The sequence below is a fragment of the Seonamhaeicola sp. ABD4_175 genome, from assembly GCF_056160885.1.
Genome location: NZ_JBSWYC010000003.1, coordinates 31,177 through 57,364 on the forward strand (window position 1 = coordinate 31,177; position 26,188 = coordinate 57,364).

At 32.4% G+C, this 26,188-nt stretch carries 21 protein-coding genes; 16 read left to right on the plus strand and 5 right to left on the minus strand.

The window, feature by feature from the left end:
* Both ACXAG4_RS10120 and ACXAG4_RS10125 read right to left on the minus strand, forming a co-directional pair.
* Window positions 1–1,350, minus strand: coding sequence for a DEAD/DEAH box helicase (locus tag ACXAG4_RS10120; RefSeq protein WP_475295966.1), 1,350 nt, complete (start codon window positions 1,348–1,350; stop codon window positions 1–3).
* A 31-nt stretch (window positions 1,351–1,381) separates the two neighbouring features.
* Window positions 1,382–2,269, minus strand: coding sequence for an aldose 1-epimerase family protein (locus tag ACXAG4_RS10125; RefSeq protein ID WP_475295967.1), 888 nt, complete (start codon window positions 2,267–2,269; stop codon window positions 1,382–1,384).
* A 79-nt stretch (window positions 2,270–2,348) separates the two neighbouring features.
* Between ACXAG4_RS10125 and ACXAG4_RS10130 the strand changes: the two genes are divergently transcribed.
* The 4 genes from ACXAG4_RS10130 to ACXAG4_RS10145 all read left to right on the plus strand — a co-directional run bounded on the left by ACXAG4_RS10130 (window position 2,349) and on the right by ACXAG4_RS10145 (window position 7,704).
* Window positions 2,349–3,659: an anthranilate synthase component I family protein gene (locus tag ACXAG4_RS10130; protein ID WP_475295968.1), complete on the plus strand. Its 1,311-nt coding sequence runs from the start codon at window positions 2,349–2,351 to the stop codon at window positions 3,657–3,659.
* A 107-nt stretch (window positions 3,660–3,766) separates the two neighbouring features.
* Window positions 3,767–5,077 (plus strand): tRNA lysidine(34) synthetase TilS, encoded by a 1,311-nt coding sequence (gene tilS / locus ACXAG4_RS10135; protein WP_475295969.1) that lies wholly within the window; start codon window positions 3,767–3,769, stop codon window positions 5,075–5,077.
* Between the two features lie 44 nt (window positions 5,078–5,121).
* Entirely contained in the window at window positions 5,122–6,744 is a 1,623-nt protein-coding gene (gene ade, locus ACXAG4_RS10140; protein WP_475295970.1) for an adenine deaminase, read from the plus strand.
* Window positions 6,745–7,704: a YheT family hydrolase gene (locus tag ACXAG4_RS10145; protein WP_475295971.1), complete on the plus strand. Its 960-nt coding sequence runs from the start codon at window positions 6,745–6,747 to the stop codon at window positions 7,702–7,704.
* Here ACXAG4_RS10145 and ACXAG4_RS10150 read toward each other — a convergent pair.
* Window positions 7,701–8,165: an Lrp/AsnC family transcriptional regulator gene (locus tag ACXAG4_RS10150; RefSeq protein ID WP_475295972.1), complete on the minus strand. Its 465-nt coding sequence runs from the start codon at window positions 8,163–8,165 to the stop codon at window positions 7,701–7,703. The genes ACXAG4_RS10145 and ACXAG4_RS10150 overlap by 4 nt on opposite strands.
* A gap of 160 nt (window positions 8,166–8,325) precedes the next feature.
* On the opposite strand from ACXAG4_RS10150, the gene ACXAG4_RS10155 reads away from it, so the two are divergent.
* From ACXAG4_RS10155 to ACXAG4_RS10170, 4 genes are all read left to right on the plus strand, one after another.
* On the plus strand, window positions 8,326–9,267 hold the full coding sequence (locus tag ACXAG4_RS10155; protein ID WP_475295973.1) for an NAD-dependent epimerase/dehydratase family protein: 942 nt from the start codon (window positions 8,326–8,328) through the stop codon (window positions 9,265–9,267).
* 20 nt (window positions 9,268–9,287) lie between these two features.
* Window positions 9,288–10,475, plus strand: a complete 1,188-nt coding sequence (gene kbl / locus ACXAG4_RS10160; protein WP_475295974.1) for a glycine C-acetyltransferase — start codon at window positions 9,288–9,290, stop codon at window positions 10,473–10,475.
* A gap of 133 nt (window positions 10,476–10,608) precedes the next feature.
* A complete protein-coding gene (locus ACXAG4_RS10165; protein WP_475295975.1) occupies window positions 10,609–11,070 on the plus strand; it encodes a (2Fe-2S)-binding protein in 462 nt (153 codons plus the stop codon).
* A gap of 22 nt (window positions 11,071–11,092) precedes the next feature.
* Entirely contained in the window at window positions 11,093–13,309 is a 2,217-nt protein-coding gene (locus ACXAG4_RS10170; RefSeq protein WP_475295976.1) for a xanthine dehydrogenase family protein molybdopterin-binding subunit, read from the plus strand.
* Between the two features lie 56 nt (window positions 13,310–13,365).
* On the opposite strand, the gene ACXAG4_RS10175 is transcribed toward ACXAG4_RS10170, so the two are convergent.
* Together ACXAG4_RS10175 and ACXAG4_RS10180 are read right to left on the minus strand one after the other, a co-directional pair.
* Complete coding sequence (locus tag ACXAG4_RS10175; protein ID WP_475295977.1) at window positions 13,366–14,232, minus strand: hypothetical protein; 867 nt, start codon at window positions 14,230–14,232, stop codon at window positions 13,366–13,368.
* Window positions 14,233–14,259: 27 nt separating this feature from the next.
* The gene (locus ACXAG4_RS10180) at window positions 14,260–14,979 is read right to left on the minus strand and encodes a hypothetical protein (protein ID WP_475295978.1); all 720 of its coding nucleotides are present in this window, start codon (window positions 14,977–14,979) and stop codon (window positions 14,260–14,262) included.
* A gap of 216 nt (window positions 14,980–15,195) precedes the next feature.
* Here ACXAG4_RS10180 and ACXAG4_RS10185 point away from each other — a divergent pair, with 216 nt between their 5' ends.
* The 8 genes from ACXAG4_RS10185 to ACXAG4_RS10220 all read left to right on the plus strand — a co-directional run bounded on the left by ACXAG4_RS10185 (window position 15,196) and on the right by ACXAG4_RS10220 (window position 26,082).
* Window positions 15,196–16,746, plus strand: coding sequence for a hypothetical protein (locus ACXAG4_RS10185; RefSeq protein WP_475295979.1), 1,551 nt, complete (start codon window positions 15,196–15,198; stop codon window positions 16,744–16,746).
* A 121-nt stretch (window positions 16,747–16,867) separates the two neighbouring features.
* Window positions 16,868–19,162: an FdhF/YdeP family oxidoreductase gene (locus ACXAG4_RS10190; protein ID WP_475295980.1), complete on the plus strand. Its 2,295-nt coding sequence runs from the start codon at window positions 16,868–16,870 to the stop codon at window positions 19,160–19,162.
* Window positions 19,163–19,327: 165 nt separating this feature from the next.
* Window positions 19,328–21,844, plus strand: a complete 2,517-nt coding sequence (gene nirB / locus ACXAG4_RS10195) for a nitrite reductase large subunit NirB (protein ID WP_475295981.1) — start codon at window positions 19,328–19,330, stop codon at window positions 21,842–21,844.
* Window positions 21,845–21,867: 23 nt separating this feature from the next.
* Window positions 21,868–22,245 carry a nitrite reductase small subunit NirD gene (gene nirD, locus ACXAG4_RS10200; RefSeq protein WP_475295982.1) on the plus strand — a complete coding sequence of 126 codons (378 nt, stop codon included), beginning with the start codon at window positions 21,868–21,870 and terminating at the stop codon, window positions 22,243–22,245.
* Between the two features lie 141 nt (window positions 22,246–22,386).
* Window positions 22,387–22,974, plus strand: coding sequence for a DUF4202 domain-containing protein (locus ACXAG4_RS10205; protein WP_475295983.1), 588 nt, complete (start codon window positions 22,387–22,389; stop codon window positions 22,972–22,974).
* 10 nt (window positions 22,975–22,984) lie between these two features.
* Window positions 22,985–24,799 carry a sensor histidine kinase gene (locus ACXAG4_RS10210; RefSeq protein ID WP_475295984.1) on the plus strand — a complete coding sequence of 605 codons (1,815 nt, stop codon included), beginning with the start codon at window positions 22,985–22,987 and terminating at the stop codon, window positions 24,797–24,799.
* Between the two features lie 108 nt (window positions 24,800–24,907).
* Complete coding sequence (locus tag ACXAG4_RS10215; RefSeq protein ID WP_475295985.1) at window positions 24,908–25,573, plus strand: response regulator; 666 nt, start codon at window positions 24,908–24,910, stop codon at window positions 25,571–25,573.
* Between the two features lie 167 nt (window positions 25,574–25,740).
* Entirely contained in the window at window positions 25,741–26,082 is a 342-nt protein-coding gene (locus ACXAG4_RS10220; RefSeq protein ID WP_475295986.1) for a hypothetical protein, read from the plus strand.
* Window positions 26,083–26,188: the final 106 nt, after the last annotated feature.

Below are 26,188 nucleotides of genomic sequence, written 5' to 3' on the forward strand. Positions count from 1 at the left end.
TTAACGCTTTTTTCTTCGATTAGCATTTTTATCGCCGCGTGTTTTAGGTTTTTTATATTTTTTAGCAATTTCTCGTCGGTATTTGCCGCCTAAGTTTTCTTTTCTGTTTTTGTCTTTTTTTTCATGAAACGCAGGTCCAGGAGCATCTTCATCGGTTTTTTTAGTTGGGTTATTGCGTTCTCGTATTTGTGGGCGTTCTTCTTCAATTAATTCTGTAGAAATTTCAACCATTTCAGGAATTTCAACCAGAGGAATTTTCATGTTCATTAAAGCCTCAATGTTTTCAATAGCATCTTGTTCTTTTTCCGTAGAAAACACTAATGCTGTTCCTTTGCGTTCGGCTCTACCAGTTCTTCCAATGCGGTGCATGTAATTTTCAGGATAGTCTGGAGTATCAAAATTTATTACATGTGATACGTTATCAATATCTAACCCGCGCGCCATAACATCGGTAGCTATTAAAATTCTATTGTGTCCTTCTTTAAACTGTTCTATACTTCGTAATCTGTAGTTTTGGGTTTTATTAGAATGAATTACACATAATTCTTCTTTAAAATGTTCATCTAATTTTTCAAATAAACGATCTGCCATTCGTTTATAAGCCACAAAAATTAAAACTTTATTAAATGTTTCAGTATCATTTAAAAGGTGAATTAATAAATTCACTTTGGTGTAAAAGTTTGGTACCTTGTATTTATTTTGTGAAATATTTTCTAAAGGTGTACCAGAAACGGCTATAGAAATACGTTCTGGGTTTCTAAAAAAATCAGTTATAAGTTCATCAACATCTTGTGTCATGGTTGCAGAAAACATGATGTTTTGTCGGCGTTCAGGCAGTAAATCAAAAATATTTATGAGTTGATGCCTAAACCCTAAATCTAGCATAACATCAACCTCGTCAATAACTAATTTTTGAATAGACTTTAGTTGTAATACACGGCTTAAAGCTAAATCATACAACCTACCGGGAGTGGCTACTAAAATATCTAAACCTTGTGCAATAGCTTGTTTTTGTGTGTTAATATTTGTGCCGCCATATACACCTAAAACCCTATTGTTAATGTATTTTGAAAGCTTTTCAATTTCTTCAACAACCTGTACCACTAATTCTCTTGTTGGTACTAAAATTAAAACTCTAGGATTTTCTTGTTTTGAAAACTTTAAATTTTTCAAAATAGGTAACATATAAGCAAACGTTTTACCGGTACCCGTTTGCGCAATACCAACCACATCTCTACCTGAGCTTACTACGTTAAAAGCTTTGGCTTGAATGGGCGTTGGTGTTGTAAAGCCTAAATCATTTAAGGCATTAAATAAAGGTGTGTTTAAATTTAAATCTTGAAACGTCACGGTTTGTTGTTTTAGGCAACAAAGATAGGTATTATAAATGCTTTTTGTTTATTTCAATGAAATATGATGCTGTAAAGGTTTTGTTGACTTCTAAAGGAATGATGCCTTCCTTTTCAGTTAATTGTTGGTTGGTGGTTTCATTATCACCAACACCAAGCCAAGGCTCAATGCATATAAAATTACCATTGGTTTTTGCCCAAATGCCTAAATAATCAAAATTGTTATAGTTTACAGTTAAAACATCCCCATTTTTAGAACTTTTTAGTGTTACTTTTTTAGATTTTAAATCTTTAAAAACTAGCGCATCTTCAGCAAATAAATTGTGAGTTAGCGGCAGCGTTTTTGAATTGTTTAATACCATTTTGGTATTATTAGTCATTAAACTGTTTTCAGTATTTAAAAGGTAAGATTTTGAGTTTTCGGTATGCTCAAACTCTAAGCTGTAATCGTTATAAGTTTCGTTTTCAAAAACCGGACAATTAAATGCAGGGTGCCCACCAAGTGAAAAATAAAGTGTTTTATCATCAATATTTTTTACCGTATGTTCTACTTCAATAATATTATCATTTAAAATAAAAGATATATTGAAATTAAATTTAAATGGGTATGTTTTAAGCAACGCATTGTTATACAAAAAACCAAAAGTTAAACTTTTTTTACTGCTTTTAATACATGTAATATCACTATTGTTTCTAATAAATCCGTGCTTTGTTAAGTTATATTTTTCGTCTTCAAAAATAAAAGCACCATCTTTTAAAACACCAATAATAGGGAATAGGTTTGGTGCGTGGCTTCCCCAAATATTTGGGTTGGCTTGCCACATAAATTGGGTGTTGTTTTTGGTAGATTTAATACTGCATAACTCGGCGCCCTTTTGTTTTACTGAAATTTCAAGACAATTGTTCTTTAAATGATACATAATAAAACGTTTTTAAAGTATTACACAAAACTCTTAATTTTTTAAGTAAACTCACTAAATTTGCACATAAATTTTTTTGTTGAGAACTACACAAATTTACAAACCGCAAAATGTTTTGGCTTTTAAAAAGCAAGTATTGCTTTGGGCACAACAATTTAATGAAGTTATTTGGTTAGATTCAAACAATTACAAACAAACTCATAGCAGTTTTGATGCGGTTTTGGCGGTTAATGCTTCGTCAAGTATTCAAACTAATTACAAAAATGCTTTTAGTAAGCTTAAAGCTTACCAGACTGAAGTAAACGACTGGGTTTTTGGCTATTTAACATACGATTTAAAAAACGGTATTGAAGCGCTAACATCAAATAATTTTGATGGCTTACAGTTTCCAGATTTGTATTTTTTTCAACCTAAAAAACTTTTTTTATTTAAAGGTGAAACCGTTGAAATTAAATACTTAAATTACCTAAAACATGATATTAAACAAGATTTAAAAGCTATTGGTAGTTTTGAAAATGACGAATTTAAACAAGTTGAAAAGCATGAAAAAAAGGATAATCAAGTAAAAATTAAACTGCGTATTCATAAAGATGCTTATTTTAAGAAGGTTTCAAAAATGCTAAAACATATAAAACATGGCAGTATTTATGAGGCTAATTTTTGTCAAGAATTTTATGCTGAAAACACAACAATTAATCCTTTAGAAACATACTGCAAGCTCAATGCAATTAGTAGTCCGCCATTTGCTACGTTTGTTAAATTTCACAATAAATATGTATTGAGTGCATCACCCGAGCGTTATATAAAAAAAGAAGGAACTACTGTTATTTCGCAACCTATAAAAGGTACCGCAAAACGCTCAAAAAACAAGCGAGAAGATAATACGCTAAAAACCAATTTGAGTAATGATGAAAAAGAGCGTAGTGAAAATATTATGATTGTAGATTTGGTACGAAATGATCTTTCAAAAACCGCAAAAAAGGGTAGTGTTAAAGTAAAAGAATTATGTAAAATATATACTTTTGAACAGGTGCATCAAATGATTTCTACCGTAACATCGCAGGTAGAAACTACCACACATCCTGTTGATATTATACAAACAACATTCCCAATGGGAAGCATGACGGGCGCACCAAAAATTTCGGCCATGAAAATTATTGAAACTCTTGAAGAAACCAAACGCGGTTTATATTCTGGCGCCATTGGTTATTTTACACCCAATAATGATTTCGATTTTAACGTAGTTATTAGAAGTATTTTATACAACGCCACAAAAAAATACGTATCTTATTCTGTTGGTGGCGCCATTACAGCAAAAAGCGATCCGTTTAAAGAATACGAAGAATGTTTGGTAAAAGCCAAAGCCATGCGCGAAGTGCTTGAGGGATAGAATTTAACAGTTCTTTCAAGCGGTTATAGTTATAAAAGTAATTGTATTTAAAAATTAATTTTAAACACTACCACTTGCCAACGTTAAAATAAAAACTAAATTTGAGTATGTTAGAAAAACTACAACAACATATAACTCAAAACCTGCCATTTTTAAAAGAAAGTAGACTGTTAATAGCCATTTCTGGTGGTGTAGACAGTGTTGTTTTGGTACACTTATGTTATAATTTGGGCTTAGATGTTTCATTAGCACATTGCAATTTTAATTTACGAGGAAATGAAAGTGATGCCGATGAACAATTTGTAATTGAACTGGCTAATAAACTAGATATTGAAGCTTTTACTGAAAGTTTTGATACCGAAGGCTATTCAGTTTTAAATAAAGTATCCATTCAAATGGCTGCGCGCGAACTGCGCTATTTCTGGTTTGATGAATTAGCCCAACAATTAGAGTTCGATTATATTTTAACAGCACACCATGCCGATGATAATTTAGAAACATTTCTTATAAATTTTTCAAGAGGCACAGGTTTAGATGGTTTAACGGGCATACCCGAAGTGAACAACAAATTTGTGCGTCCGCTACTGCCTTTTTCTCGAGAAAACGTAATAGATTATGCTAAAAGTAATAGTTTAGAATGGCGGGTTGATAGCAGTAATGCTTCAACAAAATATTTAAGAAACAAGTTACGCCACGAAATTATTCCTATTTTAAAAGAAATAAACCCAAGCTTATTACAAAGCTACCAAGGCACCATTAGTAATTTAAGCGATACAGCCGATATTGTTGAAGATTATATGGAACTCTTTTTTGCTGAAGCCATAAATACCATTGAAGATAACAAAATAGTATTTAATATTTCGGCATTTAAAAAGCATAACAACCCCAAAGCTTATTTGTTTGAAACGTTAAAAGAATACGGATTTACAGAGTGGAATGATGTGGTTAATTTACTAGACGCTCAATCAGGCAAATACGTTTTAAGTAACACGCATAGGCTTATAAAACATGGCGAAACTTTATTATTAAGTCACATAGAAACCAACGCCATAAAAAACATTACCATAAATTCATTTTCTGAAGTAATTGAAACCCCTTTTGGTAATATAACATTTACGCAAGTTGATGCCATAGCACACAACGAAGCCAATACAATTTTTGTAGATAAAGCACTTTTAAAACTACCTTTAACTATTAGAAAATGGGAAGTTGGCGATGTGTTTTTTCCTTTCGGAATGGTAGGTAAAAAACGTGTTAGCAAATACTTTAAAGACGAAAAATTATCACTTTTAGATAAAGAAAGCTCACTGCTACTGTGCTCAGGCGAAGACATTGTTTGGATTATAAATCGAAGAGCAGATAACCGTTTTAGAGTTACAAATGAAACTAATGAAATTCTAAAAATAGAATTAAAGTAGCTTATATTATTTCAGGTGTTGATTTTACAAAAAACAGATAAAATTTGAAATTACAAGGCAACATAGTAGATGTTAAAAACAAACGTATTTTTAAAGGTGAAATTACGGTTGAAAAAAATAAAATTATAGCAATAACACCAATAGAACATCATGTAGAAAACTACATTATACCTGGGTTTATAGATGCACATATTCATATTGAAAGTTCAATGCTTGTGCCAAGTGAATTTGCTAAAATAGCAGTAAAACATGGTACAGTTGCCACCGTTTCAGATCCGCATGAAATTGCAAATGTGTGCGGATTAGAAGGTGTTAATTTTATGATTGAAAACGGTAAAAAGGTACCGCTTAAATTTAATTTTGGTGCCCCATCTTGCGTGCCTGCTACTGCTTTTGAAACTGCCGGAGCTATTATAAATTCTGATGATATTGAACAATTGCTTCAAAATCCTGATATAAAATATCTCACAGAAATGATGAATTACCCAGGCGTAATTTATAATGACAATGAAGTACATGAAAAACTACGCTTAGCAAAACAATACAACAAACCTATTGATGGGCATGCACCTGGTGTTACAGGTACAGATTTAAACGCATACATAGCAGCGGGTATAACAACAGATCATGAATGTTTTACGTTTGAAGAAGGCTTAGAGAAACTTCAAAAAGGCATGAAATTACTAATTCGTGAGGGTAGTGCAGCAAAAAATTTTGAAGCCTTAATAGATTTATTACCAGAACATTTTGAAAATATTATGTTTTGTAGTGATGATAAACATCCAGACGATTTAATGTTAGGCCACATTAACCAGTTATGTGCTAGAGCCGTTGCTAAAAGTATAGATGTTTTTAAGGTGTTACAAGCCGCTTGTGTTAATCCTGTAAAACATTACGGTTTAGAGGTTGGTTTATTACAAGAGGGTGATTTAGCAGATTTTATTGTGGTTGAAGATTTAGTGCATTTTAAAACATTACAAACCTATATAAACGGAGAATTGGTGTTTGATAATGGTGTGTCTAAAATAGCTTCGGTAGCGTTTAATACCATTAATAATTTTAATTGTAAACCTAAAAATACAACCGATTTTAAAGTTGAAGCATCATCAAAAAACATTAGAGTTATTGAAGCTTTAGAAGGGCAATTAGTAACAAACGAGCTTATTGAAGAAGCTACCATAAAAAACGGGTTTTTAGAATCGAATACCGATAAAGATATTTTAAAAATGACGGTAGTAAACCGATATCAAAACCAAGCACCAGCCATTGCCTTTATTAAAAACTTTGGTTTAAAAACTGGCGCAATAGCATCATCGGTGGGGCATGATTCGCATAACATTATTGCTGTTGGCACAACAGATGAGGCTATTTGTAAAGCAGTAAACTTAATTATTGAAAATAAAGGCGGCATTTGTGCTGTATCATCTTCACAAGAAAATATTTTACCACTACCAATTGCCGGCATAATTAGTAATAAACCAGTTGAAAATGTAGCCAAATCCTATCAAAATATTGACGCTATGGCAAAAAAAATGGGTAGTAAACTGCATGCACCTTACATGACCTTGTCGTTTATGGCCTTGTTGGTAATTCCATCGTTAAAATTAAGTGATAAAGGCCTTTTTAATGGCAATATGTTTAAGTTTACTTCATTATTTTCTGAATAAATGCCAGTAATTAATTCTACTTACAAAGCGCCATTTTTGTTTAAAAATGGGTTTATTTCAACAGTGTATTCTGGTTTGGTAAGGCGTGTAAATGGTGTTATACAAAAACGCGAACGTATTAATTTATCAGATGGTGATTTTTTAGATTTAGATTGGAGCTTTTCCGAAGAAAAAACTAATAAACTCATTATTATTTTACACGGTTTAGAGGGCGATGCCCAAAGGCCTTATATGCTTGGTACAGCTAAACTTTTTAACTCTAATAATTTTGATGCCGTTTGTGTTAATTTTAGAGGGTGTAGTGGCGAGGATAATAAACTTTACAGAAGTTATCATTCGGGCGCAACCGAAGATTTACATGCTGTTGTTAAACATGTAATTTCAAAATATAATTACAGCCATATTTATTTAAAAGGAATAAGTTTGGGCGCTAATATTATATTAAAATATTTAGGAGAACAATTGACAGTGCCAGAAATAAAAGGCGCAGTTACAGCTTCGGTGCCATGTTTTTTAAGTGGCTCTAGTGCAGAACTTCACAAACTAAAAAATAAAGCCTACGCTATTAGGTTTTTAAAACATTTAAAAGAACGTTTAAAATTAAAACTACAAACATTTCCAGAAGAGTTGTCTATTCAAGATTTTAACAACATTAAAACCTTAAAAGATTTTGATAATGTTTACACTGCCAAAGCTCATGGTTTTATTAATGCCGAAGATTACTACGCAAAATGCAGCAGTTTGCAATTTATACCTAATATTAAAGTTCCTACACTAATCATAAACGCTTTAAACGATTCGTTTTTATCAGCTGAATGTTACCCCGTTAAAGAAGCCAAATCTTCAGAATTTATTTTTTTAGAAATGCCTAACCATGGTGGTCATGTTGCATTTATTGATAAAAATAATGTGTATTATAATGAGCGCAGAGCTTTAGAGTTTTTAAAACAGTACACTTAAATATAAAATGCCGAAGAGTGCTTAATATCTTTTAGAACAAAGGTGCTGTTTAGCACGCCAATATTATCAATTTTAGATAGTTTATATTTTACAAAGTTGTGGTAATCTTCTAAATCACGGGTATTAATTTTTAAAATAAAATCTACCTGTCCTGCCATGTGGTAGCATTCTTGTACTTCTTCTAAATTTTGAACTTGAGCCTCAAAATGTTCAATAAACTCTTTGCTATGATAGCGCATTGAAACTTGGCAAATGGTTGTTACAGGACGTTTAATAAGTTTTTTATCTAAAATGGCTACATACTTTTTTATAAAACCTTGGTTTTCTAAGCGTCTAATGCGTTCATAAACTGGCGAGGTTGTTAAGTTTAGTTTTTTAGCTATTTCTTTAGCTGTTTTTTTAGAATCTTGTTGTAAAATTCTTAAAATGGTTAAGTCGGTTTCATCTAAATGTTCCATCATTTGACAATAAAATTTGTGTTTTACTAAATAAAAAATAGTATTTCAAAAGTAATAATAATTTTAAAATAATTAATATGAAGTAAAAATTACTTAATTATAGTTGATATTCGGTTTTATAAATTGCATATATTAATTTTGTTGATAATAAAAGCTGAATGAAATGATTTTGATTATTGGTGCAAACGGACAATTAGGAACTGTACTTACAGAAGCCTTAATAGAAAAGTATGGCAATGATAATGTGTTAGCTACCGATGTTTCTAAAAAAGAAATCAATACAGGTTTGTTTGAAGTGGTTGATGCTACAAACATAGATGTTTTGCAGGCTATTGTAAAAAAATATAAAGTATCTCAAATTTATCACTTAGCAGCTATTTTATCTGCAAAAGGTGAGCAAAACCCACTTTTAAGCTGGGATATTAACACTAAAACGTTATTAAACGTTTTAGAGGTTTCAAGATTAAATAACGTTAAAAAAGTTTTTTACCCAAGTTCAATAGCTGTTTTTGGTAGTAATGCATCCAAAAGGCTCACACCAAATAATGCCGTTTTATACCCAGAAACGGTTTACGGCATTAGTAAAGTTGCTGGCGAAAATTGGGCACAGTATTATTATAATAAATATAATTTAGATGTACGCTCATTGCGTTATCCGGGTATTATTGGTTACCAATCTTTACCCGGTGGCGGCACAACAGATTATGCGGTTGATATTTTTCATAAAGCCGTTATTGGGCAACCGTTTTCATGTTTTTTAGAAGCAGATACGGCGTTGCCAATGATGTTCATTGATGATGCCATTAGAGCTACTATTGAATTGATGGAAGCTCCTTCACATAAAATAAAAACACGTACATCATATAACATTGCAGGTGTAAGTTTTACGCCCAAGCAAATCGCTACGGTTATTAAAGAAAGAATAACTAATTTTAGTATTAATTATAACCCAGATTTCAGACAAAATATTGCTAATAGTTGGCCAGAAAGTATTGATGACTCTGAAGCTAAAAAAGATTGGGGTTGGCAACCACAATTTAACCTAAAAGCTTTAACAGATATTATGTTAGAAAAACTTAAAGAACACTATAAACAAGCCGTTTAAACACCATAAAAACACACATTATGTACACAAATATTAAAGCACAATTACAAGAAGAAATAAATGCTATAAAAACAGCAGGTTTGTATAAAAATGAGCGTGTAATTACAACACCTCAAGGTTCACAAATTTCAACAACTAAATCTTCTGAAGTTTTAAATTTTTGTGCTAATAATTATTTAGGGTTATCATCACACCCAGAAGTAATTGCAGCAGGAAAAGAAGCTATTGATAGTCATGGGTACGGTTTATCTTCAGTGCGTTTTATTTGTGGGACTCAAGATATTCACAAAGAATTAGAGCGTAAAACTGCTGCCTTCTTAGGTATGGAAGATTGTATTTTATATGCTGCTGCTTTTGATGCTAACGGAGGTGTTTTTGAGCCTATTTTAACTGCGGAAGATGCTATCATTTCTGATGCTTTAAACCACGCATCTATTATTGATGGTATTCGTTTGTGTAAAGCGCAAAGATTTAGATACAGTCATAATGATATGAACGCTTTAGAGGCTAAGTTAATTGAAGCTAAAGATGCCAGAAGAAAATTGATTGTAACAGATGGTTCTTTCTCAATGGACGGTACCATAGCTCAATTAGATAAAATTTGTGATTTAGCCGATAAATACGGTGCTATGGTTATGGTTGACGAGTGTCATTCTACTGGTTTTTTAGGAAAAACAGGCCGTGGTACACATGAGTACAGAAACGTAATGGGTAGGGTTGATATTATTACGGGTACCTACGGTAAAGCGCTGGGTGGTGCTTCGGGCGGATTTACGGCAGCAAGAAAAGAAATTGTTGATTTATTAAGGCAACGCTCTAGGCCTTATTTATTTTCAAATACTGTAGCGCCGTCCATTGTTGGTGCTTCTATTAAAGTGTTAGATATTTTAAGCGCATCAACGCATTTAAGAGATACATTAGAGGAAAATACAAAGTATTTTAGAACAGAAATGACCAATGCTGGTTTTGATATTGTTCCTGGTGATCATCCAATAGTACCCGTTATGTTATATGAAGCAACTTTGGCTCAAGAATTTGCTTCAAAATTATTAGAAGAAGGTATTTATGTTATAGGTTTCTTCTATCCTGTTGTACCAAAAGGCAAAGCTAGAATTAGAGTGCAATTATCTGCTGCACATAATAAGACACAATTAGATAAGGCCATTGCAGCTTTTTCAAAAGTAGGTAAAATATTAAACGTTATATAAGTAAATAAAAATTAGTTAAAGCTAAAATAGTGGTTGCTACAGGTAATTTTGGCTACGTTAAGTGCTTGTTAAAATTATAGGTTTGGTGTTTTTGTAATTACATTTTTAGTAATTTAATACCAAAATATTAACTATGCCAACATTTAACTTAAAAATTAACAACAAAAACCATACTGTAAATGCAGATATGGACACACCTTTACTTTGGGTGTTAAGAGATCATTTAAACCTTGTAGGTACTAAATTTGGCTGCGGAATAGGGCAGTGTGGTGCTTGTAGTGTGCATGTAGATGGTAATGTAATGAGAAGTTGCTTAATACAAGTATCTCAAGCCGAAGAAATGAATATTACAACTATTGAAGGCCTTTCAGAAAATGGCACTCATCCGGTGCAAGAAGCTTGGAAAGCTATTGATGTACCCCAATGTGGCTATTGTCAAGCAGGACAAATAATGACGGCTTCTGCTTTTTTACAACAAAACCCCAATCCTTCAGAAACTGAAATTAGAAACGCTATGCATGGTAATATTTGCCGTTGTGCATCATACAATAGCATTGAAGAAGCAGTAAAAGTGGCTGCCGAAAAAATGAGTTAATTTCAACCAAAAAAAAGAAAACATGGAACCTTCAAATAAAATAAATTTCAGCAGAAGATCATTCTTAAAAACCTCTGCTTTAGCCAGTGGCGGTATGTTAATTGGTTTTAACTTGTTTAATGCATGTAAGCAAGACGTTAAAATGCCAGTAGATTTAAGTACGCTAAATTACAACGATTTTAATGCTTTTATAAAAATTTCACCCGAAGGCAAAGTAACTATTTTTGCACCCAACCCCGAAATTGGCCAAGGTGTAAAAACCTCAATGCCAATGCTTATTGCAGAAGAATTAGACGTGCTTTGGGATGATGTATATGTGGTACAAGCACCTTTAGATACCGAAAATTACACACGCCAATTGGCAGGTGGTAGCCAATCATTACGTTTGGCTTGGGAACCGTTAAGGCAAACTGGTGCTACAGCAAAACAAATGTTGGTAAATGCTGCAGCAGCAAAGTGGGGCGTAAATGCTTCAGAATGCAAAGCAAAACAAGGTGTTATTACAAATGCAAAAGGCGAAACTTTAGGTTATGGCGATGTGGTTTTAGAAGCAGCAAAACTTGAAGTTCCTGAAAATGTAACCCTAAAAGAGCCTAAAGATTTTACCATTATTGGCCAAGGTATTGCAAATGTTGATATAGATGAAATTATAACAGGTAAACCACTTTTTGGTTTAGATTATAAAGAAGAAGGCATGTTGTATGCATCTGTATTACGTCCGCCTGCTTTTGGTCAAATTTTAGATACTTTTGATGCTTCCGAAGCTAAAAAAATACCCGGTGTTGTTGATGTAATTACTATTGGTGATAAAGCAAAAGCATATTTAGAAGGAGATAAACCAAACTGGACTGCCCAACTTAGTAAAAGTAAAAAAGTGGTTGTACTTGCCAAAACAACCTGGGATGCTTTTAAAGGTAAAAAGGCCATAAAAGCAACTTGGAAAGAAGATTCTGCCTTAGAAAGTTCTGAGTTTCACAATAAAAAATTAAATGAAATTTTAGAAGGTTCTAAATTTAATACACGCAGAAAAGATGGCGATGTTAAAAAAGCATTTGCACAAGCAGATAAGGTTTTAGAGCGTACTTATGAAGCGCCCTTTTTACCACACAACACATTAGAGCCTATGAACTTTTTTGCCGATGTTAATGATGAAAAAGTACGTTTAGTTGGCCCAGTACAAACACCAGAAGATGCTGCCAAAACAGTAGCGGCTTTATTAGGCAGAAATATAGAAGATATTACTGTTGAAATGACTAGAATGGGTGGTGGTTTTGGAAGAAGGCTATATGGCGATTTTGTGTATGAAGCAGCCGAAATTTCAGATAAAATTAAGAAACCAATTAAAATGGTATCTTCTAGAGAAGATGATATGACAACGGGTGTGTATCGTCCTTCAACTAAATATAAAATTGCAGCTTCTATAAAAAACGGCAAAGTAACAGGTTATCATTTAAAAGAGGCGTGTATTAACGGTAATATGTACGGGTTAATACCAAACTTTTTTCCAGCAGCAGCCATAGAAAATTATCAAGTTGATACGGCAAACTATAAAAGTAATATAACAACCGGTGCTTGGAGAGCGCCATATACTAATTTTTTGGCGAGTGCAGAACAGAGTTTTTTTGATGAATTAGCTGAAGAAATAGGCATAGATAGGGTACAATTACATATGGATTTACTAGATAATGTAAAAAACAATCCAGACCCAAAAATAGAATATAATCCAGACAGGTTACAAGGTGTTTTAAAGTTAGCTGTTGAAAAATCTAATTGGGGAAACACAGCTGAAGGTGTTTACCAAGGTTTGGCAGTATATTATTGCCACAATACGCATGTAGCTGAGGTAGCCGACATAACAATGGAAAACGGAGTGCCTAATGTAAAAAAAGTAACCTGCGCAGTAGATTGTGGTATTGTTGTTAATCCGTTAGGTGCCTTAAATCAAATAAAAGGTGGTGTTTTAGATGGTATTGGTCATGCTATGTATTCAGATTTTGTGTTTGATAACGGTGTTCCACAATCTAATAACTTTAATAGTTATCAATTAATTAGAATGGGGCAAACCCCTAAAGTAGATGTGCATTTTGTTGAAAATAATATAGCTCCAACTGGTTTAGGTGAACCAACTTTACCACCCGTAGGCGGCGCTGTTGCTAATGCTATTTACAAAGCTACGGGCCAACGCTTAACTAAGCAACCTTACATGAATAATTTACAGGCTAAAAAGGTTGTAGGCTAAACAATAATAAAAAAGATAAAAAAAAGCGAGTATTATTTAACTCGCTTTTTTATTTGTTAAATTTCTTTACCAAGAAATGCTTGGAACTTTTTTGGGTTACCATCAGCATCTCCAGTAAGTAAATAGTAAACCATTCCTGCATCTGAAATATCTGCTCTAAATTCTTTATGCTTTTTCATACTTTCCCAAAGCCATACAAAATCGGGGTTTTTGCTATCTCTTAACCAATGCCAAACACTCCAATCATGCAGTGAACTCCATCCTTCGTTGGGGTTGTTTTTATTGTTTTGGTCTTTAATTCTTTTAAATTTTAAACGGTTTTCACTTAACTTTAAAACATCATCAATAGTGTGATGGTCTGGTCTTCTTAAATGATTATCGTTATAATTACTGTGAGAAATAATGTAAACGTACGAAAGAACATCTGCTTTACCTTCATCAATAACTTGTTTTACAGTTTGATATAAAAATTCTGAAGGTCCCATGTTAACAAAAAACAATGGGTCATTTTCAGTAGATTTTAATATTTCATCTTTTAAATGATTTATAGCTTGTTTTTTATGCGTGCCAACATCAAAAAATACAGATTTATTAAAATGCCATCGTTCTACAGAACCATCAACCCCTTCTTTCATATAATTACGTACTGTTGTATGAGGTGGTGAAGGCATAAAATTATTGTAAGAGTAATGCACAAGTTTGTTTTGTAATTTTTTTTTAGCAAGTATAGCTAAAGTGGCAGGTGTTGCACCCCAATCATCGGGGTCTGCGTAATTATAACGTCCTGTATACTCTAAATCAGGTTGTGCGTTACCATCTGCACTACAAGCAATTCTATTGTTTTTGTATGTGGGTATTTGAGCAAATGCTAAATATGGTGTAATTATAAAAATAAGTACAACTTTTAAAACTTGGTGTGTCATGTGTTTATTAAGTATGGTTATTATTTGTTATTCACAAACTATATTTTCGGTAATGTTTTTGCTTTTATTTTTAGCATCGTCATCTGGCATACCTGAAGAAAGCACTAGTTTATCTAATTGAAAAAACTCAGATCTGGCACAAATTTTTAAAGTGTATTCACCTGCTTCAGGAAATCTTGCACGCATCCATGAGCTAGATTTAGGGTTATGCAAATCTAAAGCACCGCCATAGGTGAATTCACCTTTACCACGGCTTACAAATTTTTCATAATGTTCTAAAGTATAATCGGCATCATTAATTCTAGCTAGCCCAATATTTCCTGGAAAATAAATCCAAACGTCGTTAGATTTATCACCTTCGGCTTCATCAGGTTGTCTCATGTACCACCTAACTAAGTATGTTGCTGGGGCATCTACCGTAAATTTTACCGTAATTTCATGATCTAAGTTTTGAGTTTGGTAGCTATTAGCGCCATAATATTCAATGTACTTACCTGCAGAGGCTTTTTCATCTTCAACGATGCGCCATTTTCCTTTTAAATCAAAACTTTCGGCTTCAATTATTAATAAGCCCTCTTTGTTTGTGATTTTGCAAGTTTCATTTTTGGTGTTGCTTTCTTCTTCTTCTTCTTTTGTTTCATCTGTAATTTGTGTTACTTCTTCTTTTGAAGATTCATCGTTACTGTCTCCACAAGAAAACATTAAAAAGAACACAGATAGTAATGTTAATAAGGTTTTTTTCATCATAAAATAGTTTAGTTGTTGATAATTGTATGTTGTAGTTAAAATTTAAATACTACACTGTTGGTTCATTGCAAGTAAAAATAGGTTTTAAGTTTTTAAATCATGATAAAAAACAACTTAGCAATAACTTTACTGTGTTGTTTGTTGTGTTAAAATGAACTATACAATCATGTTTTTTTTATACATTTAATTGTTTAGTGAAAAACGTTATTTTTAAGTATGAAGAATTTTTTAATAACCTGTTTAATTTTTGTTTGTGTTAGTAAGTTGTTATTTAGCAGTAATGTTAATTCTTATAAAGAATACCAAAACATTGAAATTAATAATATTGCTGTAAACAATGATACTATATTTCAAATTAAAAATCATTTGAAATTAGCTGATGAAAACAAAAACAAAGGTTTATATGCCTTTGCATATGGCCATTTATGGGATGCTTTGTTGTTAGTTGAACAAACGGCAAATTTTAAAGAGTTGGCTAATATTCATGATGAATTGGGTGTGCTGTATGGTATTTATGGGCGAGATAAAATGGCAATTCATTATAAAAAATTAGCGTTATTCTATACAAAAAAAGATAGTGTTTTAGGTGGGGAAAAATCAAAGAAATTAACAAAAGCTTACTATAATTTGGCGGTGCAATATAGAAAGGCAAAACAATATGATAGCAGTTTGGTGTATTTAGATTCTTGTTTGTACATACATAAAACAACTTTACAAATTAAAAAAAGCAACCCTTATTTTTTAGCCGAAAAAGGTTATGTGTTATTACAACAAAATAAAGTTAACGAGGCTGAAGATTACTTATTACAATCAAAACATATTTTTGAAAATTATAAAGAAGAGAAAAATTATACTATAATTATTTATTCGTTTTTGGGAGATTTATATTTTGAAAAGAAAAATAATAATGAAGCTTTAAAGTTTTATAAACTAAGCTTGCAAAAAATTGATAGTTTAAAAGCGCACACAGATTTAAAACCAGACATATTAAAAAAAACATCTGAAGTATTACAAAAACAAGGATATTTAAATGAGGCGTTTAATTATTTAAATGCCTCAACTAAAATATCAGACAGTCTCTTTAGTGTTAGAAATAAAAGTAACAACCAGTTATTTGAGGTAAGAAACAAGTATCAAGAAACTATAGATAGCAAGGAAGCTTTTATAACCAAACAACAAAATATAATTGAGAAAAAAAGCTTAATACAATCGCGTTTATTAGTTGTAATAGCGCTTGTTTTACTTTGTGCAGTATTGGTAGTAATTGGTTTTTACCACAATGCCAAAGTTAAAAAATTACAATACGCCAAACAAAATGAAGCCATTAAAACCCAACACGAAAAAGAAAAGTTAAATATAAATTTAGAGTATAAACGTAAAGAACTTACCGTATCTGCACTTCAGCTTATAGAAAAGGACAAAAAAGTAAATCACTTACTAAAAATTATAAAGGAGAAGGCTCCAGAAATTTATAAAAAAACTAAAGATGATGTTATTAAAGAAAACACAAACATGTGGGAACGTTTTAATGTAAGGTTTACTGAAGTGAATTCTAATTTTTATAAGGCTTTAAGAAAAAAATATCCTAACTTAACACCAACAGAACAAAAACATTGCGCTTTAATACGGCTGAAATTTGATAGCAAAGAAATGGCTTCGCTGTTAAACATATCTATAAATAGTGTACATATATCTAGGCATAGAATTAGAAAAAAAATTGGCTTAAAAAGAGAAGATAATTTAACAGATTGTATTGCCGATATTTAAAAAATACTGTTTTTACCAACCTTTTGTACAATTTAGTTTATATATTAGTTATAATAGTTTAGTTTTTCAATTTTAACTACCAGTAATTTAGCCAACTTAATATTCATCTATCAAAAAAGGTATGAGCAAAACACCAAAAGATAGAGCAGCTACTTCAGAAAAGTTTACAAAGTTAAAAGTAACTAATCCACCAAAAAACAGTGTGGGTTTTGGCGCTTTAATATCTGCAGTAACTCAGGTTTCAAAATATATGAAACTATCTGATGCTCTTAAAATTTCATCAAAAATAAATCAAAAAGGCGGATTTGATTGCCCTGGTTGTGCATGGCCAGATCCAGACGATGAGCGTTCAGCTTTAGGCGAATATTGTGAAAACGGTATGAAAGCCATGGCAGAAGAAGCTCAGAAAAACACTATTGGAGCCAATTTTTTTGCAAAACATGCAGTTGATGAACTATCTGAATGGTCAGATTTTGAAATTGGTAAATCAGGAAGGTTGGCAGAACCTATGTATTTAGCTGAAGGCGCTACACACTATCAACCAATTTCTTGGGAAGATGCTTTTAATAAAGTTGGAGACCATTTAAACGCTTTAAATTCGCCCGATGAAGCCGTATTTTACACTTCAGGAAGAACTACAAATGAAGCCGCTTTTTTGTATCAGCTATTTGTTAGAGAATATGGTACCGCTAATTTGCCAGATTGTTCAAATATGTGCCATGAGGCTAGTGGTAAAGCACTTTCAGAAACACTTGGCATAGGTAAAGGGTCAGTTACTTTAAACGATTTGTATAAAGCTGAAGTAGTTATGGTTGTTGGTCAAAATCCAGGAACCAACCACCCAAGAATGCTTACAGCGCTTGAAAAATGTAAAAATAATGGCGGTAAAATAATAACTATTAATCCATTAAAAGAGGTTGGTTTAATGAAGTTTACCAACCCGCAAAGTCCGTTAAAAATGTTATCTGGAGGTACCGAGTTAACCGATGTTTTTGTGCCAGTTACTATTAATGGTGATGTTGCTTTTTTTAAAGCTATTCTTTTAAAACTACTAGATAAAGAAGAAACTACAGGCAATGTATTTGATAAATCTTTTATTGAAGAGTACACCAGTGGTTATGATGTTTTTATTAAAGATTTAAGACAATATAATTTTAACGATTGTTTAAAAGCTTCGGGTGTTTCAAAAGAAACATTTAATGCCGTTTTTGATATAATTTTAAACAACAACAAAATTATTATTTGTTGGGCAATGGGCTTAACACAGCACGAAAATGCTGTTGATAATATTCGTGAATTGGTTAATTTATTATTATTAAAAGGAAGCATAGGTAAAGAAGGCGCAGGAACATGTCCGGTGCGAGGGCATTCAAACGTTCAGGGCGATAGAACTGTTGGTATTTGGGAAGCTGCACCACAAGCTTTTTTAGATAAAATTGAAGTCAAATACGGCTTTAAGCCAACAACAAAACACGGTTATTCTGTTATTGATGCTATTGAAGGCATGTATAAAAAAGAGGCTAAAGTATTTTTTGGATTGGGAGGTAATTTTATTTCGGCAGTGCCAGACACTAATTATTCAGCAAAAGCATTGGCAAATTGTAATTTAACGGTGCATGTAAGCACAAAGTTGAATCGTTCTCATTTGGTTACCGGCAAAGAGGCGTTAATTTTACCATGTTTAGGAAGAGCAGAAAAAGACTGTCAAAAAACGGGCGTGCAAACCCAAAGTGTAGAGAATTCTATGGGTGTTGTATCTTCAACTAAAGGTATTTTAGAACCTTGTTCAGATAGCATTATTAGTGAAGTGGCTGTTGTTTGTGGTATTGCCAACGCTACCTTAAAAAACCGTTCAAAAATAAACTGGTTGGCCTATAAAGATGATTATGCTTTGGTTAGAAATGATATTGAAGAGGTTGTTGATGGTTTTAAAGATTATAATACTAAATTAAAACAACCTTCAGGGTTTTATTTACCTAATGGTGCTCGTGTAAGGCAGTTTAAAACTAAAACAGGTAAAGCTAATTTTAGTGTAAACAAATTACCTCAATGGCAATTAGAAGCAGATGAATTAGTAATGATGACAATCCGTAGTCACGATCAATTTAACACCACCATTTATGGTTTAGATGATAGGTATCGTGGTATTTTCAATGAGCGCCGTGTTATTTTTATGAACAAAGATGACATGAAAGCACGCGGACTTGAAGAACAGCAAGTTGTACAATTACAATCAACATTTAAAGGTGTTGTACGTACTGCAAATAATTTTAAAGTTGTGGGCTATGATATTCCTAAGCATTGTTGTGCTACCTATTTTCCTGAGGCCAATGTGCTTGTGCCTTTAGATAATTTTGCTCATACAGCTAAAACACCAGCTTCAAAAAGTATTGTAATTACAGTACATGCCAACTAAAAATGTAATTTCAGTAAAAAATATAATAGCAATTTTGCTTTATAAATAATTTAAAAGCCTTCAATTTATCAAATTGGTAATAATTGAAGGCTTTCGCAATTTTCATATCCCATTTTGAATCAAAATTAAGTATAATTACTTAGTTTTGTTTTAAAATACTTAGATATGAAAAACATCATTGTTGTTGGTAACGGTATGGTTGGTTATAAATTTTGTGAAAAGTTTGTAGCACAAGAAAATGCAAAGAATTTTAAAATAATCATTTTTGGTGAAGAACCAAGACCTGCTTATGATAGAGTTCACTTAAGTGAATTTTTTGAAAATCAAAACGCTAAAGCCCTTGAAATGGCACCAGCAACATGGTATGCAGATAATGGTATTGAATTAATAACAGGTGAACGTGTTGCCGATATTAATAGAACCGAAAAAACAATTACCACAGCTAAAGATCGCGAGTTTACTTATGATTATCTTGTAATGGCAACGGGCTCTTCGCCTTTTGTACCGCCCATTAAAGGTGTTGAAAAAGAAGGTGTTTTTGTGTACCGAACCATTGAAGACTTAGAGGGCATGTTAGCATACGCAGCTAAGTTAAAAGTAGAAAAACCAAATGCTAAAGCCGCTGTTTTAGGAGGTGGTTTACTTGGTTTAGAGGCTGGTAAAGCAGTGTTAGATATGGGCTTAGAGCCTCATATTGTTGAGTTTGCTCCTAAACTAATGCCTAGACAGTTAGACACCCGAAGCTCACAAGTTTTAAAATTGAAGTTAGAATCTATAGGTTTAAATATTCATTTAAGTAAAGCTACCAATCAAATTTTAGGTGATAAGTTTATTACAGGTATGGAGTTTGGTGAAGATGATGTTTTAAATGTTGATATGCTCATTGTTTCAGCCGGTATTCGTCCAAGAGATGAATTGGCTAAAGCTTGCGGATTAGAAGTTGGTGTTCGTGGAGGTATTGTAGTTGATAACACTATGAAAACTTCAGATGATAGTATTTATGCCATAGGCGAAATAGCACTTTACAACCAAATGATTTACGGTTTAGTGGCTCCAGGTTATGACATGGCAGAGGTTGCTGTACAACAAATTATTGGAAATTCTGAAGTAAAAATGCCTGAAGAAATAGACATGTCTACCAAACTAAAATTAATTGGTGTAGATGTGGCTAGTTTTGGTGAACCATTTATGCCTGCTTCAAAAGGGCATTCTATAATTTTTGAAAATAAAACAGAGTATTTATACAAAAGAATCAATGTTAGCTTAGATGGAAAATCGTTATTAGGAGGGATTTTAGTTGGTGATGCTTCAGATTATAATATGTTGCATCAAATGTACTTGAATAGAATGGCTATTCCTGAGAATGCTGCCCAACTTATTTTACCAGCAAGCGATGGTGCATCAGCTTTTGGCGATGTAACAGATTTACCAGACGAGGCCCAAGTATGTTCATGTGAAAGCGTAACAAAAGGACAAATATGTGCTGCTATTGAAAACGGCGAAGCTACCGATGTTGCAGGAGTTGTAAGTTGCACAAAAGCCGGCACAGGTTGTGGAGGTTGTAAGCCCATGGTGACCGATTTAACCAATGCTACCCTAAAATCTTTAGGTATTAGGGTTAAGGAGGGTGTTTGTGAACATTTTGATTTAAGCAGGCAAGACTTATATCAAATTATTAAAATTAAAGGTTACACAACGTTTAATGAAGTTTTAGATAATCACGGAAATGGTGGTCATGGTTGTGAACTATGTAAACCATTGGTAGCCTCATTAATGGCAACAATAAATGCAGATACTGCTAATAAAGAATATGCCATTCAAGATTCAAATGATAGATTTTTAGCTAACATTCAACGTAACGGAACATACTCTGTTGTACCGCGTGTTCCGGGTGGCGAAATTACACCAGATAAACTTATTGCACTTGGTGAAATTGCAAAAAAATACGATTTATATACCAAAATAACCGGAGGTGTTCGTATAGATTTATTCGGAGCTACTTTAAACCAATTACCTTCAATCTGGAAAGAATTAATTTCACATGGTTTTGAAAGTGGTCATGCCTATGGTAAATCACTCAGAACGGTTAAAACCTGTGTAGGTTCTACATGGTGTCGTTACGGTATGGATGAAAGTGTAAGCTTTGGTATTGAACTAGAAAATCGCTATCGCGGAATTAGAGCACCTCACAAAATTAAAGGCGGCGTATCTGGATGTATAAGAGAATGTGCCGAAGCTCGCGGAAAAGATTTTGGTTTAATTGCTGTTGAAGGTGGCTGGAATTTGTACGTAGGAGGAAACGGTGGCGCAACACCACGACATGCCGAATTATTAGCAGAACAAATTGACAATGAAACGGTTATTAAATACTTAGATAGATACTTGATGTTTTACATGCGTACTGCCAAACCATTACAGCGTACAGCTGCATGGCAAGAACGATTAGAAGGTGGTTTAGAGTATGTAAAAGAAGTTGTAATTGATGATAAACTTGATATTGCCGAAGATTTAGAAAACGAAATGCAAACCTTGGTTAATAAATTTGAATGTGAATGGACACAAGCTGTTAACAATCCTGAAATGATGAAACGTTTTAACCATTTTGTTAATAGTAAAGAAGACGATGATAATTTGGTGTTTGTGCCAATGCGTGAGCAAAAAATGCCAGAACCTTGGAAATAATTAACCTTCAAAAAAATGAAAACATGGAAACAATTCTAGATACATATAAAACAACAAAAATAGAAGCGGTAAACGTTTGGTTTAAAGCAGCATCGGTTAATGATTTTCCTGTTGATGGTGGCGCTTGTGTTAAGTATAAAAACAAACAAATAGCCGTATTTAATTTTGCAAGATTGGGCAAATGGTACGCTTGTCAAAATGTTTGTCCGCATAAAATGGAAATGGTATTATCACGCGGTATGATTGGTGATGATAAAGGCATACCAAAAGTAGCTTGCCCATTACACAAAAAAACATTTTCATTAGAAAATGGTGAAAACTTAAATGGTAATTTAGAGGCTATAGCCACATACCCTGTAAAAATTGAAGGTAATAATGTGTATATTGGTTTTACAGAGTAGGTAAAATTTCTAAATAAAATTTAGGAAACCTAGTTGTAAAAAACATAAATTTTTAAAAGAATTTAAAATTACATACTTGTGTTTAATATTAAAATGTTAAATACGTATCTTGGCTACTAATATTAAATACTCCTTGAAAATATGAAGCCAACCAGATTTGAAACTGCCATAGCATTAATTGATAAAAAAAATTCTGAAGATGTAAATACCTACCAAGTAAGCGGTATGAATTACCCAAAAGAATTACTGTATTCACAACGCATGACGCGTAAATTGCTACAATTTGAGCCCAATGCATCAAAAGCACTACAAATTGCAGCACGTGCACAACATATTTGCAGATGGCAAATTGCCCGTGATGAATATCCAATGGATAGAGTTGGCTATTTAAAATGGCGTGAAACTTTAAAGAAAATGCATGCTGAAATTACATCAGAAATACTTAGCAATGTTGGGTATGATGCACAGTATATAGAAAGAGTTTCGCAATTAATAACAAAGAAATTAATTAAGAAAAACGAAGAGTCTCAAACACTAGAAGACACTGTATGTTTGGTGTTTTTAGATTATTATTTTGAAGAATTTGCTGCAAAACATGAAGATGACAAGGTTATTGATATTCTTCAAAAAACATGGAAAAAAATGTCAAAAAAAGGACATGAAGCAGCTTTAAATCTAAATTTTTCTGAAAAAAATTTAGAGCTTGTAAAAAAAGCAATTCAAGGTTAATATTTAATGTATGGCTAACAACCAAAATGCTTTAGATCAAAGAACTTTTGAGCGCTTAAGGCGTTTATATATTATAGCGCTTAGTACCATTGCGCTGTCTGTTATTGTTAGTCAAATTTTAATAAAAAAGCATTTAAAAGATCAAGAAAGCGACTCTAGAATAATAAATGTGGCGGGTAGGCAGCGTATGCTTAGTCAAAAACTTACTAAAGAAATTTTAGCGCTTTCCGCCGAAAAAAATAGCCTTAAACAACAGGCAATTAAAGATGGTTTAAAACAAACACTACAACTTTGGGTAAACTCACACAACGCGCTACAAAATGGTAGTGATAGTTTAGGTTTACCAGGTAACAATAGCAAAGTTATTATGGGCATGTTTAATAAATTAAGCCCAACGTTTAAAACAATAAAAAACGCTTCAGAAAACATAATTCATCAAATAGAATCTTCAGCATTAACAAACACGGCATTTTTCACAAAACAAATACAAAAGGTTACACAAAGTGAAGGCGTTTTTTTGGTGCAAATGGATGGTATTGTAAACCAATATGATAAAGAAGCCAAAGCCAAAGTTGCATGGTTACGGAAATTAGAAACCTTTTTAATGGGGTTTACGCTAGTACTTTTGTTAGCTGAATTTTTATTTATTTTTTGGCCCACAGCAAAAACAGTAAAAAAGAGTATTTCAGAGCTTATTTTAGCAGAAGAAAAAGCCAAAGAAATGGCCTTTAATGCCGATGTTTTAAGTGAAGCCAAAGAAAAATCTATAAAAGAATTACGAGCTTTAAGTCATGCCATGGATGAAACTTTGCTGTTTGCAAGAATTTCTCCAAACGGGCGCGTTCTTCACATGGGTAAAAAGTTTTCAAAGCTTTTTAAATTGAATAAATTTAACTCAGCCGATAGTTTTGCTAAAGTGATTTCTAACATTGAAACCGAACAGGAAACCATAGAAAATTTAATAAACAAGTATAAAAAAATTGGTTGGCAAGGAGAAGTAAAAGCTACCACTAAAGATAACACAGATACTTGGTTAGAGCTTTCTATGATACCGTTTAGCCCAACCAATGAGCGTTCAGAATTACTCATTATAGCTTCAGATATCACAAAACGAAAAGAAGGTCAACTTGAAATAGAACGCCTTACAAAGGCTAGTTTTGAGGAGAAAATGAACCAGCAAAAAATTGTATCAAGTAAAATTATTGAAAATCAAGAAAAAGAACAAAACAGAATAGCTAAAGATGTACACGATGGCATTGGGCAAATGCTTACAGGTTTAAAATATAATTTAGAAAGTATTGATAGTAAAGATGTTGAAAAAACAGCGGTTAAAGTAGAACATTTAAAAGCGCTTACAACCAACATAATTAAAGGTGTGCGTACCGCTACGTTTAATTTAACACCACCAGAGTTGGCAGATCATGGCATTGTGCCCGCATTAACAAAGTTAACGCAAGAATTGGCCAGATTAACAGGTAAAGAAATTTTACTTTTTAATAAAACCGATTTTAATGAAAGATTAGATTCTTTAACCGAAATAAATATTTATCGTATAACCCAGGAAGCTATTAATAATGCTATAAAATATGCCAATTCTTCGCACATTATAGTATCCTTGTCTGGTAGTAAAAACATGTTAAGCATTGTTGTTGATGATAATGGTAAAGGCTTTGAACCTTCAAAAATTAAAAACATAAAAAATGGTGATGGTGGTATGGGGTTAACCTTTATGAAAGAGCGCATAAAATATATAAACGGACGCTTATTTATAAATTCAGAACCAGGAAGTGGCACACGTATAACATTAAATATTCCTTTGAATTAAACTAGCCATACAGTAATAAAAAGTTAAAACAATGGTGTAAAATATAAAATTAAGTAGATACGTATAACTACTTAAAATTTGTATTTTTGCCACACAGAGTAATAAATTATGGATGTAATAAAGGTTGTATTAGCAGATGATCATGCGTTGGTAAGAGATGGTATAAAAGCGCTTTTAGAAGATCAAAAAGGTATTGAGGTAATTGCTGAAGCATCAAACGGTATAGAAGCTTTGCAAGTTATTAAAACCAATAAACCCAATGTACTTATTGTAGATATTAGAATGCCCGAAATGAATGGGATTGAAGTTGTGAAAAACATATCAGCTAATTATAAAAATATAAAAACATTGGTGCTTTCTATGCACGATTCTGAAGAGTACGTAGTACAATCTATTCAATCTGGAGCCTATGGTTATTTACTTAAAGGCGCTAGTAAAGAGGAGTTTTTAAAAGCATTAAATAAAATAGCTTCTGGTGGAAAATATTTTACTGGCGATGTTTCAGCAATTATAATGAATAATTTTGTTAACGGCACATCGGCAGCTTCACTAAAACAAAATACAGAGGTTAAACAACTACCTTTTAAATTAACAAAACGCGAAAAGCAGATACTTGGTTTGGTTTTAGAACTAAAAAACAATAAAGATATTGCTGAAGAACTTCAAATAAGTAAAAGAACAGCCGAAGTGCACAGGTTTAACCTAATGAAAAAATTAGAAGTTTCTAATTTGAAAGAACTTACAGAAAAAGCTAAGGAATATCAGTTGGTATAAAATTGCTTTATTAGTAAAATTATATGGTTTTCGTTACAACCATTTTAATGAATTTGTAAATTTTGCTTTTGTAAATTATTAATCTCATAAATATTATTAATTACGTATGTTTTGAATACTAAAATTAAGTAAAAATACTTAGTTTTGTGTTGAAAAATTACGTAGTTATGATAAATATTCAAGCTCAAAAAGCAACAAAACTGTCGCTTTTCAACCTTAAAAACGTTTCAATACGTACATTCTGTATTACCGCAATATCATTCTTCATGTGTTTTTTCTCATGGTTTGTTTTAATGGTATTAATGTCAAATGTGTCATTATCATTAGTTAATTTAGTTTCTAAAAGTTGTTTTTTAATTGGTTTTATGGTTTTGATTACTAGTGTTTTGGATTTAAAAATTAAATTTTCAAAAGTAGAAGATACTATTAATAACGCTTCGCAAAATAAAAACAAAAATTTAGCTGAAGGTTTACAACCAATAAAAATAAAAAATATCCTGAGTTTTTAGTATTAGTTCAGGTTTCTTTGAGAGTGTTATTCCCGCAAAATACAATTATAGCCTGTAAAGCGGGAATAACAAAAAGAAAATACGTAAGTATTAAATACGTATTTCT